This window comes from Streptomyces sp. NPDC014676 (assembly GCF_043084105.1).
In the GTDB taxonomy this organism is placed as follows: Bacteria; Actinomycetota; Actinomycetes; order Streptomycetales; family Streptomycetaceae; genus Streptomyces.
In genome coordinates this window covers 1-16,436 of sequence record NZ_JBIBZI010000011.1, presented here as the reverse complement: position 1 = coordinate 16,436, position 16,436 = coordinate 1, and the positions used below count along the sequence as shown (strand labels likewise).

The 16,436-nt window shown below is 73.0% G+C and carries 10 protein-coding genes; 9 read left to right on the top strand and 1 reads right to left on the bottom strand.

Features of this window, described 5'->3' with window-relative positions; all coding sequences use genetic code 11:
* The first annotated feature begins 21 nt into the window (after nt 1-21).
* From ACF1DX_RS27275 to ACF1DX_RS27245, 7 genes are all read left to right on the top strand, one after another.
* Nucleotides 22-1,917, top strand: a complete 1,896-nt coding sequence (locus ACF1DX_RS27275; RefSeq protein ID WP_391793787.1) for an ABC transporter ATP-binding protein — start codon at nt 22-24, stop codon at nt 1,915-1,917.
* Entirely contained in the window at nt 1,914-3,767 is a 1,854-nt protein-coding gene (locus ACF1DX_RS27270) for an ABC transporter ATP-binding protein (RefSeq protein WP_391793786.1), read from the top strand. The genes ACF1DX_RS27275 and ACF1DX_RS27270 overlap by 4 nt, the downstream gene beginning before the upstream one ends.
* 30 nt (nt 3,768-3,797) lie before the next feature.
* The gene (locus ACF1DX_RS27265) at nt 3,798-5,519 is read left to right on the top strand and encodes an ABC transporter ATP-binding protein (RefSeq protein ID WP_391793785.1); all 1,722 of its coding nucleotides are present in this window, start codon (nt 3,798-3,800) and stop codon (nt 5,517-5,519) included.
* Complete coding sequence (locus ACF1DX_RS27260) at nt 5,516-7,297, top strand: ABC transporter ATP-binding protein (RefSeq protein WP_391793784.1); 1,782 nt, start codon at nt 5,516-5,518, stop codon at nt 7,295-7,297. Before ACF1DX_RS27265 ends, ACF1DX_RS27260 begins: the two co-directional genes overlap by 4 nt.
* 360 nt (nt 7,298-7,657) lie before the next feature.
* Nucleotides 7,658-9,703: a M4 family metallopeptidase gene (locus tag ACF1DX_RS27255; protein WP_391793783.1), complete on the top strand. Its 2,046-nt coding sequence runs from the start codon at nt 7,658-7,660 to the stop codon at nt 9,701-9,703.
* Nucleotides 9,704-9,775: 72 nt separating this feature from the next.
* Complete coding sequence (locus tag ACF1DX_RS27250) at nt 9,776-10,297, top strand: DUF1990 family protein (protein WP_391793782.1); 522 nt, start codon at nt 9,776-9,778, stop codon at nt 10,295-10,297.
* A 311-nt stretch (nt 10,298-10,608) separates the two neighbouring features.
* Nucleotides 10,609-11,649, top strand: a complete 1,041-nt coding sequence (locus tag ACF1DX_RS27245; protein ID WP_391793781.1) for a glycoside hydrolase family 11 protein — start codon at nt 10,609-10,611, stop codon at nt 11,647-11,649.
* A gap of 108 nt (nt 11,650-11,757) precedes the next feature.
* On the opposite strand, the gene ACF1DX_RS27240 is transcribed toward ACF1DX_RS27245, so the two are convergent.
* Nucleotides 11,758-14,376: a glycosyltransferase family 1 protein gene (locus ACF1DX_RS27240; protein ID WP_391793780.1), complete on the bottom strand. Its 2,619-nt coding sequence runs from the start codon at nt 14,374-14,376 to the stop codon at nt 11,758-11,760.
* Between the two features lie 261 nt (nt 14,377-14,637).
* On the opposite strand from ACF1DX_RS27240, the gene ACF1DX_RS27235 reads away from it, so the two are divergent.
* Nucleotides 14,638-15,840, top strand: coding sequence for a S8 family peptidase (locus tag ACF1DX_RS27235; protein ID WP_391793779.1), 1,203 nt, complete (start codon nt 14,638-14,640; stop codon nt 15,838-15,840).
* 263 nt (nt 15,841-16,103) lie between these two features.
* A partial coding sequence (locus ACF1DX_RS27230; protein ID WP_391793778.1) for a maltotransferase domain-containing protein occupies nt 16,104-16,436 on the top strand: 333 nt, incomplete at its 3' end.

Here is a 16,436-nt window from a genome sequence, read left to right as displayed (position 1 = left end):
CGATCCGTAGGCTCGCTGCTGATGCCCACTACACCTTCTCCCCCGGAACCCCGCTCCACCATGCGTACGCTGCTGCGGCTGTGGCCGTACGTGCGGCCCGTGCGGGCGCGGCTGTTCACCGCCGCGTTCATCGCGATCCTCGCCTCCTGCATCGGGCTGGTCATCCCGCTCGTCCTGAAGTGGATGGTGGACGGCCCGGTCGCCGACCGGGACCCGGCGGGGGTGTGGCTGGGCGCGCTGTACCTGCTGCTGCTCGGGCTGGCGGAGGCGCTGCTGTTCGGGTTCCGGCGGTGGCTGGTGGCGCGTCCGCTGTCGCATGTCGAGGCGGAGATGCGGGCGGGTCTGTACCGGCATCTGCAGCGGCTGCCCATCGCGTTCCACGACCGGTGGCCGTCGGGGCAGCTGCTGTCGCGGGCCACGACGGATCTGATGCTGCTGCGGATGTTCCTGGCCTTCCCGCTGACGTTTCTGCTGGTCAACGGGGTGACGATCCTGGTCGGTGTGATCATCATGCTGATCCAGGACTGGACGCTGGGGCTGGTCATCCTGGTGCCGGCCGTGCCGGTGATGGTCACGTGCGTGGTGTTCGAGAAGCGGTACTCCGGGGCGGCGCGGCTGGCGCAGGACCAGGTGGGTGATCTGACGACGGTCGTCGAGGAGGGTGTGCTCGGCATCCGGATCATCAAGGGGTTCGGGCGGCACCGCAGTCAGGCACGGGCGTTCCGGGAGCTGGCGGGGAAGCTGCGGGGGACGGAGCTGCGCAAGGCACGGCTGCTGGCGACGATCCTGGGCGTCATCGTGACGCTGCCGGAACTCGCCATCGGGGCGGCGCTGGTGCTGGGGGCCGTGCGGGTGGCGGACGGGTCACTGTCCGCGGGAACGCTGGTGGCGTTCCTGTCCACGGCCCTGGCACTGCGCTGGCCGGTGGACTCGATCGGCTTCCTCCTGGCCATGAGCCAGGAGGCGGCGACGGCCACGGAACGCTACTTCGAGGTCATGGACGCCGAGCCGGAATCCTCCGCAACTGCGGGCAGTCGTGCCGCTGGGGCGGCACGGGTGGGCGATGGAGGTCCCCCCGCTCGAGCGAAGCCGAGAGTGGGGGAGGCACCTCGTAGCGCCGAGCGGCGCAACCACCCCCCGGCCGGCACCAACGCCGGCACCCTCGAAGGCCTACGCTTCGAGAACGTCACCTTCCGCTACCCCGACGCCCCCGACGGCTCACCCCCCGTACTGCACCGCGTCGACCTCCACATCCGCCCCGGCGAGTCCCTCGCCCTCGTCGGCGCCACCGGCAGCGGCAAGACCACCCTCACCGCCCTCGTCCCGCGCCTCCACGAAGTCACCGAGGGCCGCATCACCCTCGACGGCACGGACATCACCGAGATGTCCAGAGAAGAGCTCCGCTCCCGCGTGGCCGTGGCCTTCGAGGAACCCACCCTCTTCTCCGCCAGCGTCGGCGAGAACGTCCTCATGGGCGGCGGCACGACCGACGAAGACCTCCACCGCGCCCTCGCCGTCGCCCAGGCCGACTTCGCGCACGCGCTCCCCCAGGGCACCGACACCCAGGTCGGCGAGCAGGGCCTCAGCCTCTCCGGCGGCCAGCGCCAGCGCCTCGCGCTGGCCCGCGCCGTCGTCGGACGCCCCGACTTCCTGGTCCTCGACGATCCCCTGTCGGCCCTGGACGTCCACACCGAGGCCGCCGTAGAGGCCGCTCTGCGGCGCGTGCTCGCGGACACCACCGCCCTCATCGTGGCCCACCGCCCCTCCACGGTCCTCCTCGCCGACCGCGTGGCCCTGCTCTCCGGCGGCAGGATCACCGCGGTCGGCACCCACCACGAACTGCTGCGCGACAACCCCGAGTACGCGCACCTCATGTCCGGCGCCCCCGCGGGGAACCAGGAGGACGACGAGCGATGACGGCGACCACCACCGCACCCGCCCGGGACGAGGACGACGACGACCGGACCCCGCCGTCCGACGACCCCTTCGACCAGGACCGGCTGCCCACTCCCCCGGGCGCCACCGGCGTACTGCTGCGTTCCCTGCTCTCCCCCCTGCGGGGCAGGGTCGCCGTCACCGCGCTGTTGCTGCTGCTCCAGCAGGCCGCGGTGCAGGCCGGCCCGCTGCTGGTGGCGTACGCCATCGACCGGGCCGTGCCCGCGTTCCGCGGCGACGACAACGGGCCGCTGATCGCGGTGGCGGTGGGCTACCTGCTGTGCGCGGTGGCGGCCGGCGCGCTGCAGTACGGGTTCGTCACCTCCTCCGCGCGGGTCAGCCAGGACGTGCTGCTCGATCTGCGCGGCCGTATCTTCCGGCACGCACAGGCGCTCAGCGTCGACTTCCACGAGCGCTACACCTCGGGCCGTCTCATCTCCCGCTCCACCACCGACGTCGAGTCGCTGCGCGAGCTGCTGGAGGAGGGCCTGCAGGAACTGGTGACGGTCATCCTGTCCGCCGTCTACATCTCGGTGCTGCTGCTCTGGCTGGACCTCGGGCTCGGTACGGTCGCGGTGGCGTCCTTCGTACCGTTGTACCTGCTCGTACGGTCGTACCGGCGGCGGGCGGGGCGGGTGTACCGGAAGCGGTCGACGGCCATCGCGGCGGTGATCGTGAAGTTCGTCGAGACGATGAACGGCATCCGGCCGGTGCGCGCCTTCCGCCGGGAAGCGGCGAACGACGCCGAGTTCGCGGTGCTGAACCGGCGGCACGAGCGGACCAACGGCGACGCGCTCCTTGAGATGGCCCGCTACGTCGTCGGCTCCCGGATCACCGCCAACACCACGGTCGCGCTGATCGTGCTGTGGGGCGCCTACCGGGTCGCGGACGGGTCGCTGGAGCTGGGCGTACTGGCGGCGGCGGTCCTGTACCTGCGGCGGCTGTACGACCCGATCGACCGGCTCGGCATGTTCCTGAACTCCTACCAGTCGGCGGCGGCCTCGCTGGAGAAGATCGCCGGCCTGCTGGCCCAGACCCCGTCCGTGCCCGAGCCGACGGCCCCCCGCGAGCTGCCGGAGCGGCGCCCCGGGCTCCCCGGCCGGGAGGTCGTCTTCGACGACGTCCGGTTCGCGTACCGCACCGGCGGCGAGGTGCTCCCCCGCTTCGGCCTCACCCTCCCGGCCGGGCAGACCGTCGCCGTCGTCGGCTCGACGGGCGCGGGCAAGTCGACGCTGGCGAAGCTGCTCGCCCGCTTCTACGACCCCACCGACGGCCGGGTGCTGCTCGACGGGACGGACCTGCGCGACCTCACGGGACGCGATCTGCGGCGCGAGGTGGTGATGGTGACGCAGGAGGCGTTCCTGTTCTCCGGCACGGTCGCCGAGAACATCTCGATCGGCCGGCCGGACGCCACCCGCCAGGAGATCGAGCAGGCGGCGAAGGAGATCGGCGCGCACGACTTCATCGCCGCGCTGCCCGACGGCTACGACACCGACGTACGCAAGCGGGGCGGTCGTATCTCGGCCGGTCAGCGCCAGTTGGTCGCCTTCGCGCGGGCGCTGCTCGCGGACCCGGCGGTCCTCATCCTCGACGAGGCGACCAGCTCGCTGGACATCCCCGGCGAACGGGCGGTGCAGCGGGCGATGGCGACGGTGCTGAAGGGCCGTACGGCGGTGGTGATCGCCCACCGGCTGTCGACGGTGGAGATCGCCGACCGGGTGCTGGTCATGGAGCACGGACGGATCGTGGAGGACGGCAGCCCGGCCGAACTGATCGCCGGGACGGGCAGGTTCGCCGATCTGCACCGGGCCTGGCGGGACAGTCTGGCGTAGCCGCGACGGTGCGCAGGGGGAGAACGAGCGGTGATCGACGCGTACGAGGATCCCGGCACGCCCGAGCGGCGGGGCGGGGCCCGGTATCTGTGGTGGCTGGTGCTGCGGCAGCCGGGGCGGTGTGCGGCGGGGGCGGTGCTGAGCTGTGTGTGGATGGTGCTGCTGGCGGCGACGCCGTATCTGATGTCCCGGGCCGTGGACGAGGGGCTGGAGCCGGGTGACATGGGGGCGCTGGCGTGGTGGACCGGCGCCCTGTTCGTGGTGTGCGTGGTCAACTCGTGGCTGGGCGTCATGCGGCACCGCACGATGACGCGGGTGCGGATGGACGCCAACTTCCGCACGGTGAAGGTGGTCGTGGGGCAGACGGTGCGGCTGGGCGCCTCGCTGGAGCGGCGGACCGGGGCCGGGGAGGTCGTCACCATCGGGGTGGGTGACGTGCAGATGGTCGCCCAGTCGCTCACGGCCGTCGGGCCGGGGATCGGCGCGGTGGTGGCGTATCTGGTGGTGGCCGGGCTGCTGTTGTCGGTGTCGCCGCTGCTGGCGCTGGTGGTGCTGCTCGGAGTGCCGGTGATCGGGCTCGCCGTCGGACCGCTGGCGGGATGGCTGCAGGGCACGGAGACGGAGTACCGGGAGCGGCAGGGTGTGCTGACCGCGCGGATCGGTGATCTGGCGGGCGGTCTGCGGGTGCTGAGCGGGCTCGGCGGGAAGAACCTGGTCTCCGAGGCGTTCCGCCGTGACTCGCGGCGGCTGCGGGACCAGGGCTACCGGGTCGGCGCGGTGACGAGCTGGATGCAGGCGCTCGCCGCGGGGCTGCCGACGCTGTTCCTCGCGGGGGTGACCTGGATCGCGGCGCGGCAGGCCGCGCAGGGACGCATCAGCGTGGGCGAACTGGTGTCGGTGTACGGCTATGTGGCCATTCTGGTGTGGCCGGTGATGTTCCTCATCGAGTGCGGCTACTCGCTGAGCCGGGGGGTGGTGGCCGCCCGGCGGGTGACGGCGCTGCTGCGGCTGGAGCCGCCGGCCGACGCCGCCACCGCCGACGCCCCGGCCGAGCCCTCGGTGCTGTACGACCCGGAGTCGGGGGTACGGCTGCTGCCGGGCCGGCTGACCGCGCTCACCGCCGCGCGTCCCGCCGACGCGCTCGCCGTGGTGGACCGCCTGGGCCGGTACGCGCCGTCCGACGTGACCTGGGGCGGGGTCCGGCTGGACGAGATCGCGCTCGCGCGGGTGCGGGAGCGGATCCTGGTCGCCGACCCGGAGGCGGACCTGTTCGCCGGCCCGCTGCGGGAGGTGGTGGCCGGGCGCGGGGATCCGTCCGACGAGGACGTGCTGGGCGCGCTGCGCGCGGCGGCCGCCGACGACATCGTGCGGGGCCTGCCCGGCGGGCTGGACTCGGTCGTGTCCGCGCAGGGCCGCAGTCTCTCCGGCGGTCAGCGGCAACGTGTCCGGCTGGCGCGGGCGTTGCTGGCCGGCCCGGAGGTGCTGCTGGCGGTGGAGCCCACGTCGGCGCTCGACGCGCACACCGAGGCCACGGTCGCCGACCGGTTGCGAGAAGCCCGCAGGGGACGTACGACGCTGCTGGCCACCACCTCGCCGCTGGTGCTCACGCGGGTCGACGAGGTGATCTTCCTGGTCGACGGGAAGGTGGCCGCGAGCGGCAGCCACCAGGGACTTCTCGACCACGAACCCGCCTACCGGGATCTGGTGGCCAGGGACGCCGGGGAAACCACCGCCGAGGAGGTCGCGGGATGAGCGGGGAGCGACTCCCCCTGGCCGGGCCCGCCGATGTGCGGCGGGCCGCCGCGGAGCTGGTGCGGGCGGACGGGCGGGCCGTCGCCGGTGTGCTGGCGCTGAACGGGCTGGCGGCCGTGGTGGGGCTGGCCGGGCCCTGGCTGCTGGGGCGGATCATCGACGGGGTGCGCGACGGCGGCGGGCCGGCCGTGGTGGACCGGCTGGCGCCGGTCATCCTGCTGTGCGCCGTCACGCAGCTGCTGCTGTCCCGCTGGGCCCGGTTCGTGGGGCACCGTTTCGGGGAGCGGACGCTGGCGCGGGTGCGGGAGCGGTTCGTGGACCGGGCGCTGGCGCTGCCCTCGTCGGTGGTGGAGCGGGCGGGCACGGGTGATCTGACGGCCCGGGGGACGGCCGATGTCACCGCCGTCGGTACGACCCTGCGCGACGCCGGGCCGTCGTTGCTGGTCAACGCCGTGCAGTCGCTGTTCGTGATGGGCGCGGTCCTGGTGGTGAACCCGCTGCTGGGCTTCCTCGGGCTGCTCGGGCTGACGCCGATCTGGTGCGTCCTGCGCTGGTATCTGCGCCGGGCCCGCGACGCCTACCTCGCCGAGGGGGCGGCGAACTCGGACGTGGCGGAGGTCGTCGCGGCGACGGCGTCGGGGGCCCGCACGGTGGAGGCGTTCCGGCTCCAGGAGCGGCGGATCCGCGCCAACCGGGAGGCGCTGGAGACCTCCCGCCGTACCCGGTTCCGCACGCTGTTCCTGCGCACGGTGTTCTTCCCGGTGGTCGAGGTGTCGTACATCGTGCCGGTGGCCGGGGTACTGCTGATCGGCGGGTGGCTGCACGGGCGGGGCATGGTGAGCCTCGGGGAGGTGGTGGCGGCCTCGCTGTATCTGCTGCAACTGAGCGGTCCGCTGGACGAGGTGCTGATGCGGCTGGAGCAGTTGCAGGCCAGTGGCGCCTCCTTCGCCCGGGTGGAGGGGCTGGCGCGGGCGCCGCGCGCGGCGGAGCGGGGCGACAGTCCGGATCCGGCCGACGACCGCATCGACGTGACGGGGGTGCGCTACGCCTACGACGGCGGCGGCGAGGTGCTGCGCGGGGTCGATCTGACGGTGACTCCGGGCGAACGGCTCGCGGTGGTGGGGCCGTCCGGTGCGGGCAAGACCACCCTGAGCCGGCTGCTGGCGGGCGTGGACGCGCCGACCGCGGGGACGGTGACCGTGGGCGGGGTGCCGGTTTCCGGCCTGGACCCGGAGCGGCTGCGGCGGCAGGTGGTGCTGGTCACCCAGGAGCACCACGTGTTCCTCGGGTCGGTCCGCGACAATCTGCGCATCGCCGAACCGGGCGCCGGAGACGGGGAGTTGTGGGCGGCACTGGCCGTGGTCGGCGCCGAGGCGTGGGTGCGGGAGCTGCCGGACGGGCTGGACACGGAGCTGGGCGAGGGTGGCCACGCCACCGACGGTTCGCAGGCGCAGCAGCTCGCGCTGGCGCGGGTGGTGCTGGCCGACCCGCACACGCTGATCCTCGACGAGGCCACCGCGCTGCTCGACCCGACGACCGCCCGGCACACCGAACGCGCGCTGGCGGCCGTCCTGGAGGGCCGTACGGTCATCGCCGTCGCCCACCGCCTGCACACCGCCCACGACGCCGACCGGGTGGCCGTCATGGAGGACGGCCGCCTGACCGAACTGGGCACCCATGACGCCCTGGTGGCGGCCGGCGGGGCGTACGCGAGCCTGTGGCACTCCTGGCACGGCGATTCCAGTCCGTCTGGGGGTGCCCCCTCTGGGGGAGTTTGAGGACGAGGCCCGCAGGGCCGAAAGGGGGTCCGGGGGCGCGGCCCCCAGGGACGGGAAGGGGCGGCGGGGGGCGAAAACCCTTGAACCTCACCCATCCGCACCCCCCACCCCCAACTGTTCGTATACCGAACCCCAACTCCCGGACAACGAACGGTTTCCGGCCAATTTCCTGACGCGCTCCTGACAGAAACCGCGATCCCCTGCCACTCTTCCCACGGCCGCTCAACAGCAACCCCACAGCACCACCCCACCGCTGCCCCGCGGCCACAGCGAATGGCACTTCCGTTCTGCCCGGCCGGCCCACCCGCCGTCCGGTCTCCCCAGGCCGCGCGATCCGCGGCCACGCAGAAGGAGTCAGCGTTGAGAAGCAGGCCGTCCCACAGACGCACCCCCCACGCCACGCACCGCCGTGCCGCCGCCGTCGCCCTCGCCGGGGTGGCCGCGCTGATCGCCACGGCCGTGCAGTCCGGCAGCGCCACCGCCGCCCCCGAGCAGGCACCGGCGGCGGCGAGCAAGGCGAAGCCGGGTTCGGAGTCGGTCCGGCTCACCCCCGCCCAGCGCGCCGCGCTGATCCGGGAGGCGAACGCCACCACGGCGGAGACCGCCGAGGACCTCGGTCTGGGTGCGAAGGAGAAGCTCGTCGTCCGCGACGTCCTCAAGGACCGCGACGGCACCGTGCACGTCCGCTACGAGCGCACCTACGACGGTCTGCCCGTCCTCGGCGGCGACCTGGTCGTCCAGGGCGACAGCGCCGGCGAGGCCGACGCCGTCGTCAAGGCCACCCGGACCGCGGTGAAGCCCGCGACCACCACCGCCAAGGTGCCGGCCGCGAAGGCCGAGCAGCAGGCCCTGTCCGCCGCGAAGGCCGAGAAGGCCGAGGGCGCCGACGTCGACCGGGCCCCGCGCAAGGTGGTCTGGGCCGCCGGGGGCGAGCCGGTCGTGGCGTACGAGACGGTCGTCGGCGGCCTCCAGCACGACGGCACCCCGCAGGAGCTGCACGTCGTCACCGACGCCACCACGGGCGAGAAGCTGTACGAGTGGCAGGCGGTCCAGAACGGAACCGGCCACACCGTCTACAGCGGCACCGTCGATCTGACCACCACCCAGTCCGGGTCGTCGTACAACCTCACCGACGGGGCGCGCGGCGGGCACAAGACGTACAACCTCAACCGGGGCACCTCCGGCACCGGCACGCTGTTCTCCGGCTCCGACGACGTCTGGGGCAACGGCAGCCCCTCCAACGCGGAGTCCGCCGCCGCCGACGCCCACTACGGGGCCGCGCTGACCTGGGACTACTACAAGAACGTGCACGGCCGCAGCGGCATCCGCGGCGACGGCGTGGGCGCCTACTCCCGGGTCCACTACGGCAACAACTACGTCAACGCCTTCTGGTCCGACAGCTGCTTCTGCATGACCTACGGCGACGGCTCCGGCAACGCCAACCCGCTCACCGCGATCGACGTGGCCGCGCACGAGATGACCCACGGTCTGACCTCGAACACCGCGGGCCTCAACTACAGCGGCGAGTCCGGCGGCCTGAACGAGGCGACCAGCGACATCTTCGGCTCGACCGTCGAGTTCTACGCCAACAACTCCTCCGACGTCGGTGACTACCTCATCGGCGAGGAGATCGACATCAACGGCGACGGCACCCCGCTGCGCTACATGGACAAGCCCAGCAAGGACGGCGCGTCCAAGGACAGCTGGTACTCCGGCATAGGCTCGATCGACGTCCACTACTCGTCCGGCCCCGCCAACCACTTCTTCTACCTGCTGAGCGAGGGCAGCGGCACCAAGACCATCAACGGTGTCAGCTACGACTCGCCCACCTCGGACGGCCTCCCGGTCACCGGCATCGGCCGCGCCAAGGCGGAGAAGATCTGGTTCCGCGCGCTGACCACCAAGTTCACCTCCACCACCAACTACGCGGGCGCCCGCACCGGCACCCTGGCGGCGACCGGTGAGCTGTACGGCACGGACAGCGCCGAGTACAAGGCGGTGCAGGACGCGTGGGCGGCCATCAACGTCGGCTCGCGCTCCGACGGCGGCGGTGGCGGCGGTACGTCCTTCGAGAGCGACACCGACGTGTCCATCCCGGACTACGGCTCCGCGGTGACGTCCTCGATCACCGTCTCCGGACGGACGGGCAACGCGCCCTCCAACCTCCAGGTCGCGGTCGACATCGTGCACACCTACAGCGGTGACCTGATCGTCGACCTGCTGGCCCCGGACGGCACGGTGTACAACCTGCGCAACCGCAGCGGCGGCTCCGCGGACAACATCGACCAGACCTTCACGGTCAACGCCTCCTCCGAGGCCGCCAACGGCACCTGGCGACTGCGGGTGCAGGACCGGGCACGGTACGACACCGGCTACATCAACGGCTGGAAGCTCACCTTCCCGTAAACCGGGAACGAGTGCGACGAGCGGCGCCCCGCCTTTCTCCAAGGCGTGGGCGCCGCCCTACTCTTGGGTCCCATGTCTTCGGCGGACTTCACCTACGACCACGTCGGCGCGACCCGGGAACCCGGTTCCTGCCCTCCCGGCTTCCACCCGATGCGCGTCCGCACCCGCCTCGGCGAGGGCCAGGCGGTCTTCCGGCAGGCGGCCGAGGCGCTGCTCACCTGGGAACTGCACCGGGAACTGGGGGTCGGTGTCGAGACCGCCGCCGACCGCGCGGCCCCGGACGTCGACGTCACCATCACCCTCGCCGGGGTCGTGAGGGCGCCCTGCCGGGTGGTGTGGACGGTGGAGGAGCACCGCAGGGCCGGCTGGGCGTACGGCACCCTGGCCGGGCACCCCGAGTGCGGCGAGGAGTCCTTCGTCGTGGACCGCACCGGCGACGGCACGGTGTGGCTGACCGTGGAGGCGTTCAGCCGGCCGGCCCGCTGGTACTCCCGCGCGGGCGGCCCGGCCACCCGCGCGATGCAGCACGCGTACGCCCGCCGCTGCGGCAAGGTGCTGCGCCGCCTGGCCACGCGGGGCATCGAGGAGGACTGACGCCCGGACGGTGACGCCGAAAGGATTCGAAAGTTTCGAACCGCCGCACCGGCGAGGCCCCCGACACCCCCTCCACCGGCACCTGGCACATCCACCTCGCCCCAGCTACGGCAACGGTCCACGGCACCGAATACTTTCGGGGACATTACGAAACCATTGACAACTCCTCTCTCGCGGAAGACTGTTGTGGCGCTCCGCGGTCCCCGTCGCAGACGCGGGACCCGCCCCCTGTCACCTCGTTGGTGAGCGCCGAGGCGTGCTCGGCGTGTCTCCCCGTCACTGACGTGCTCTTCACGAGGAGGAACAGTCCCATGAGCGAATCCCCCCACGGCTCCGGCCCACGTCCGGTCAGCCGCAGAAGATTCGTCCTCGGCGGTGCCGGGGCACTGGCGGCAGCGGCGGGCTCCGGACTGCTGCTGCCCGGCACGGCACGGGCCGACCAGGTCCTCACCAGCAACTCGACCGGCACGTACAACGGCTACTACTACTCCTTCTGGACCGACGACCCGGGCTCCGTCACCATGACGCTGGGAGCCGCCGGGCAGTACAGCAGCCAGTGGAGCAACACCAACAACTGGGTCGGCGGCCTCGGCTGGAGCAACGGCAGCCGCCGGAGCGTCACCTACTCCGGCACGTTCGACCCGGGCAGCAACGGCTATCTGGCGCTGTACGGGTGGACCGCCAACCCGCTGGTGGAGTACTACATCGTCGAGAACCACGGCCCGTACAACCCCGGGTCGGCCGGCCGGCGGCGCGGCACGGTCGACGACGACGGCGGCACGTACACGATCTACGAGTCCACGCGGACCAACGCGCCGTCGGTGGAGGGCACCCGGACCTTCCAGCAGTACTGGAGCGTCCGGAACAGCAAGCGGTCCAGCGGCACCATCGACACCGGCACGCACTTCGACGCCTGGGAAGCGGCCGGGATGCCGATGGGGGCCTTCAACTACTACATGATCATGGCCACCGAGGGCTACCAGAGCACCGGCAGCTCCCGCGTCACCCTCGGTGGTGGCGGCGACGGGGGTACTCCCACGACACCGCCGCCGGGCGCCTGCAGCGCCACCTACCGCACCACCAACGCGTGGAACAACGGCTTCAACGGTGAGGTGACCATCACCGCGGGCAGCGGCGGCGTCTCCGACTGGAGCGTGCCGGTGACGCTGACCGGCAACCAGACGATCGTCTCGCTCTGGAACGGCACCGCCAGCAGGAGCGGGAACGTGGTGACCGTGACCCCGGCCGGCCACAACCGCACCCTGAGCGCGGGACAGTCGACGTCGTTCGGCTTCACCGTCAACGGGCCCTCCAGCCCGGCGCCGTCGGTCGGCGGCTGCGGCGCGGGCTGATCCGGCGTCCCCCTCCCCCACGCCCCGGCGCGGGCCGATCCCGCGTCCCCTCCCCCCACGCCCCGGCGCGGTGCTCCTCGGCACCGCGCCGTCGCCCGCCCGGGGGCCTCACCGCATCAGCAGCCCCGCCGCCTCCACCACGTCCTCCGACGGCACCGCGACCAGCCCCAGCTCGGCACCGGACGCCAGCAGCCGGTGGCTGGGCAGGATCCGCACCGTGTACCCGAAGGGCCCCGTACGGTCCAGGGCCAGCGGCCCCTCGTACACCCGGCGCCCCTCCGCGTCCGGCGCGCCCACCGGCTTCAGCGGCACGGACGTCGCACCGGTGATCCGGTCCTCCCCGTCCACCCGCCCGGACACCGCCTGCACCTCGACGTCCTCCGGCTTCAGACCGCCCAGCCCCACCCGCACCCGCAGCGCGAGCGTGCTGCCGAGCTCCGCGGTGGCCGCCGTCACGGACGTCTCGACGTGGTCGACGGCCACCCCGTGCCAGGCGGCGCGCACCCGCGCCTTCCACCCGGCGAGCGCACGCGCCGCGTCCGCGTCCATCGCACGGTGGGCATGCGCGGCGGGCGCGTACAGGCGCTCCACGTACTCCCGGACCATCCGCCCGGCCAGCACCTTCGGCCCGAGCAGGCTCAGTGTCCGCCGCACCATCTCGATCCACCGGTCCGGCAGCCCGTCCCGCCCCCGCCCGTAGAAGCACGGGGTGATCCGCTGCTCCAGCAGGTCGTACAGCGCCGCGGCCTCTATGGCGTCGCGCCGGTCCGGATCGGTCCCGGCCCCGTCCGCCGTGGGGATCGCCCAGCCGAAGTCGGGCTGGAACCACTCGTCCCACCAGCCGTCGAGGACGGACAGGTTGAGGCAGCCGTTGAGCGCGGCCTTCATCCCGCTGGTCCCGCACGCCTCCAGCGGCCGGAGCGGGTTGTTCAGCCAGATGTCGCAGCCGGGGTAGAGCTTCTGCGCCATCGCCATGCCGTAGTCGGGCAGGAACACGATCCGGTGCCGTACGCGCGGGTCGTCGGCGAAGCGGACCAGTTCCTGGATGAGCCGCTTGCCGCCGTCGTCCGCCGGGTGCGCCTTGCCGGCGACCACGATCTGCACCGGCCGCTCGGGGTGCAGCAGCAGGTCCGTCAGCCGGTCCCGGTCGCGCAGCATCAGCGTCAGCCGTTTGTACGACGGGACGCGCCGGGCGAAGCCGATGGTCAGCACGTCCGGGTCGAGCACCCCGTCGATCCAGCCCAGCTCGGCCGTCCCGGCGCCGCGCTGCCGCCAGGAGGCGCGCAGCCGCTCGCGCACCTCGAGGACCAGCAGTTCGCGCAGGGAGCGGCGCAGCTCCCAGATGTCCCGGTCGGCGATGTCCGCGACGGAGTCCCAGCGGTCGGAGTCGCCGACGCTGAGGGCCTCCTCGGTGCGCTGGGCGCCGATCTGCCGGGCGCCGAGCCGGAACACCTCGGGGGCGACCCAGGTGGGCGCGTGCACCCCGTTCGTCACGGAGGTGATGGGCACCTCCTCCGGGTCGAAGCCCGGCCAGAGTCCGGCGAACATCTCGCGGCTGACGTTGCCGTGCAGCAGGGAGACGCCGTTGGCGCGCTGGGCCAGGCGCAGGCCCATCACGGCCATGTTGAACAGGCCGGGTTCTCCGCCGGGGTAGCTCTCCATGCCGAGCCTGAGGACGCGGTCGACCTCCATGTGCGGCAGTTCGGCGTGCGGGCCGAAGTGCCGGGCGACCAGTTCGCGGTCGAAGCGGTCGATGCCGGCCGGGACGGGCGTGTGGGTGGTGAACACGGTCCCCGCGCGGACCGCCTCCAGCGCCGCGTCGAAGTCCAGGCCTTCCGCGCGCAGTTCGGCGATGCGCTCCAGGCCGAGGAAGCCGGCGTGGCCCTCGTTGGTGTGGAATACCTCGGGCGCGGCGTGCCCGGTCAGCGCGCAGTACGTACGCACCGCGCGGACCCCTCCTATGCCGAGCAGCATCTCCTGGAGGAGCCGGTGCTCGCTGCCGCCGCCGTAGAGCCGGTCGGTCACCCCGCGTTCGCCGAGGCCGTTCTCCTCGACGTCGGAGTCCAGCAGGAGCAGCGGGATCCTGCCGACCTGGGCCAGCCAGATCCGGGCGCGCAGGGAGCGGTCGCCGGGCAGGGCGAGGGTGACCTGGGCGGGGGTGCCGTCGGGTTCCTCGAGCTGGTCCAGGGGCAGCTCGTTGGGGTCGAGCACGGGGTAGTGCTCCTGCTGCCAGCCGTCCCGGGACAGGGACTGGCGGAAGTAGCCGTGCCGGTAGAGCAGGCCGACGCCGATGAGGGGGACGCCCAGGTCGCTGGCGGCCTTGAGGTGGTCGCCGGCGAGGATGCCGAGTCCTCCGGAGTACTGCGGCAGGGCGGCCGTGATGCCGAACTCGGGGGAGAAGTAGGCGACGGCGGCGGGCAGCCGGTCGGTCTGCTCCTGGTACCAGCGGTCGCCTGTCATATAGGCGTCCAGATCGGCGGCGACCGCGTCGAGGCGGTCCAGGAAGTCACGGTCACCGGCCAGCTCGGTGAGCCGCTCGGCCGCCACGCTGCCGAGCAGCCGTACGGGGTCGCCGCCGGCGGCGGCCCAGCGTTCGGGGTCGACGGAGCGGAACAGGTCACGGGTCCCGGTGTGCCAGGACCAGCGCAGATTGCGGGCCAGGTCGCTCAGGGGGCGCAGGGGTTCGGGGAGCACGGGTCGGACGGTGAATCGACGGATCGCCTTCACAAGTCACCTCGGCGCGTTCGTGAGAGACGCGGTGTGCGTCCGGGCATCGTTGCCGACAGTACCGGCGCGGACACGGTCCGCGTGGGAAGCCGGGAGACACGGGTACCTTCGTATCCCCGGCCAAACGATTCACTTCACGACGGATATGGCCGATTCCGCCCCCATGGGCGTTCTTGTCGCGCTTCGTCCCGCACGAGACGCTTCCCCTTTGGCGTGCCGGCCCGCGCCGGACGCGCCGAGTGGAGGAGGGGAACCCGGACCATGGCACGGACGCGCGGACGGCGTGCGCGCCGGGCGGGGGTCATGACGGCGGTGCTGTGCACCGCGGCGGTCTCGGCCGTCATCCTGCCCGCGCACGCCGCACCACAGGGACGCATACTCGGCGCCGGGGCACCCGGCTCCGTGACCGGCGGTTATCTCGTGACACTGAAGGAGGGGACGACGGCCGGCTCGGCGGCCGGCCAGGACCTCGCCGAGCGGTACGGGGCGAGAATCAGCCACACCTACGGCACGGTGCTCAACGGGTACGCCGTACGGGCCGACGCGGGACAGGCCGGGCGTCTGGCCGCCGACCCGCGGGTCGCCTCGGTCGTCCAGGACACCCGGGTGGCGTTGGACCGCACCCGGAAGAGTCCCCCGTCCTGGAGCCTGGACCGCATCGACCAGCGGGATCTCCCGCTGGACGGGCGCTACGCCCGGCCGGGGCCGGCGGGCGCCGGGGTGACGGTCTACGTGATCGACACCGGAGTACGGACCACGCACGAGGAGTTCGCCGGACGGGCCCGCCACGGCTGGGACTTCGTCGAGAACGACCGGACCGCGCAGGACGGCAACGGACACGGCACGCAGGTCGCCGGGATCGTCGCGGGCACCTCGTACGGGGTCGCCGGGAAGGCGGGCGTCGTCTCCGTGCGCGTCCTGGACGACGCCGGCGCCGGCACCACCGCCCAGGTGATCGCCGGCATCGACTGGGTCACCCGGAACGCGAGGAGGCCCGCCGTCGCCAACCTCAGCCTGGGCGGCCCCTACAACGCACAGCTGAACGCCGCCGTCCGCGCCTCCATCGCCTCCGGAGTCACCTATACGGTCGCCGCGGGCAACGAGGGCGGGCCGGCCGCGCTGTACTCGCCGGCGAGCGTGAAACAGGCCCTCACGGTCGGCGCGACCGGCCGGCAGGACAAGAAACCGGCCTTTTCCAACCACGGCTCGGCGCTCGATCTGTTCGCTCCGGGGGTGTCGGTCACCTCGGCCTCCGCCACGAGCGACACCGCGCGGGCCACCTCCTCGGGTACGTCGGCGGCGGCCCCGCACGTGGCGGGCGCGGCGGCGCTGTATCTCGCCGAGCACCGGCGGGCGACCCCGGCCCAGGTGGCGAACGCGCTGGTCGAGGGCGCGGCGAGCGGGAAGGTGGCCGGGCGCGGACCCGGCTCGCCGGACCGGCTGCTCCAGGTTCCGCGCGCGTAGCGGCGCCCGCGCGGGACGCCGGGCGCCCGCCGTCCGCGACGGCACCGGCGGCCGTGGGAGCGGGCCCACCGACGACCGGCCCCGCCCCGTGCGGACGGGGCCGGTCTTGTGTGTCGACATACGCGTGAGTAGTTAACAAAGTGCCGGGTTGCCCACCCGAACAGTGTGGGAAGGCTCCTGCGGGTACTCCCTCAGCAGCACCACGCAGGACCCACCTCCCCACAGTCATCCGCCCACCCACGTTGACGCGGACAGGAGCGGTCATGCCCGCCAAGCACCACTCGTCATCCCCTCCGACACCGGGCGCCGCCCGGACACCCGTGAAGCGCGGCGCCGGATCCCCTCCGGCCCGCCCGGCCGAGACCGGCCCCCCGCCGCCCGCCCCTGCGGCACCGGCCCCCGCGACCGCCGTGGGGCGCATTCCCGTCCTCGACGTCCGGCCGATGGTCCGGCAGGGGCGCCGGCCGGCGAAGGCCGTGACCGGTGAGACGTTCGAGATCTCGGCGACCGTGTTCCGGGAGGGGCACGACGCGGTGGCCGCCAACGTGGTGCTGAGGGATCCCGAGGGGCGCCCGGGACCGTTCACGCCGATGCGG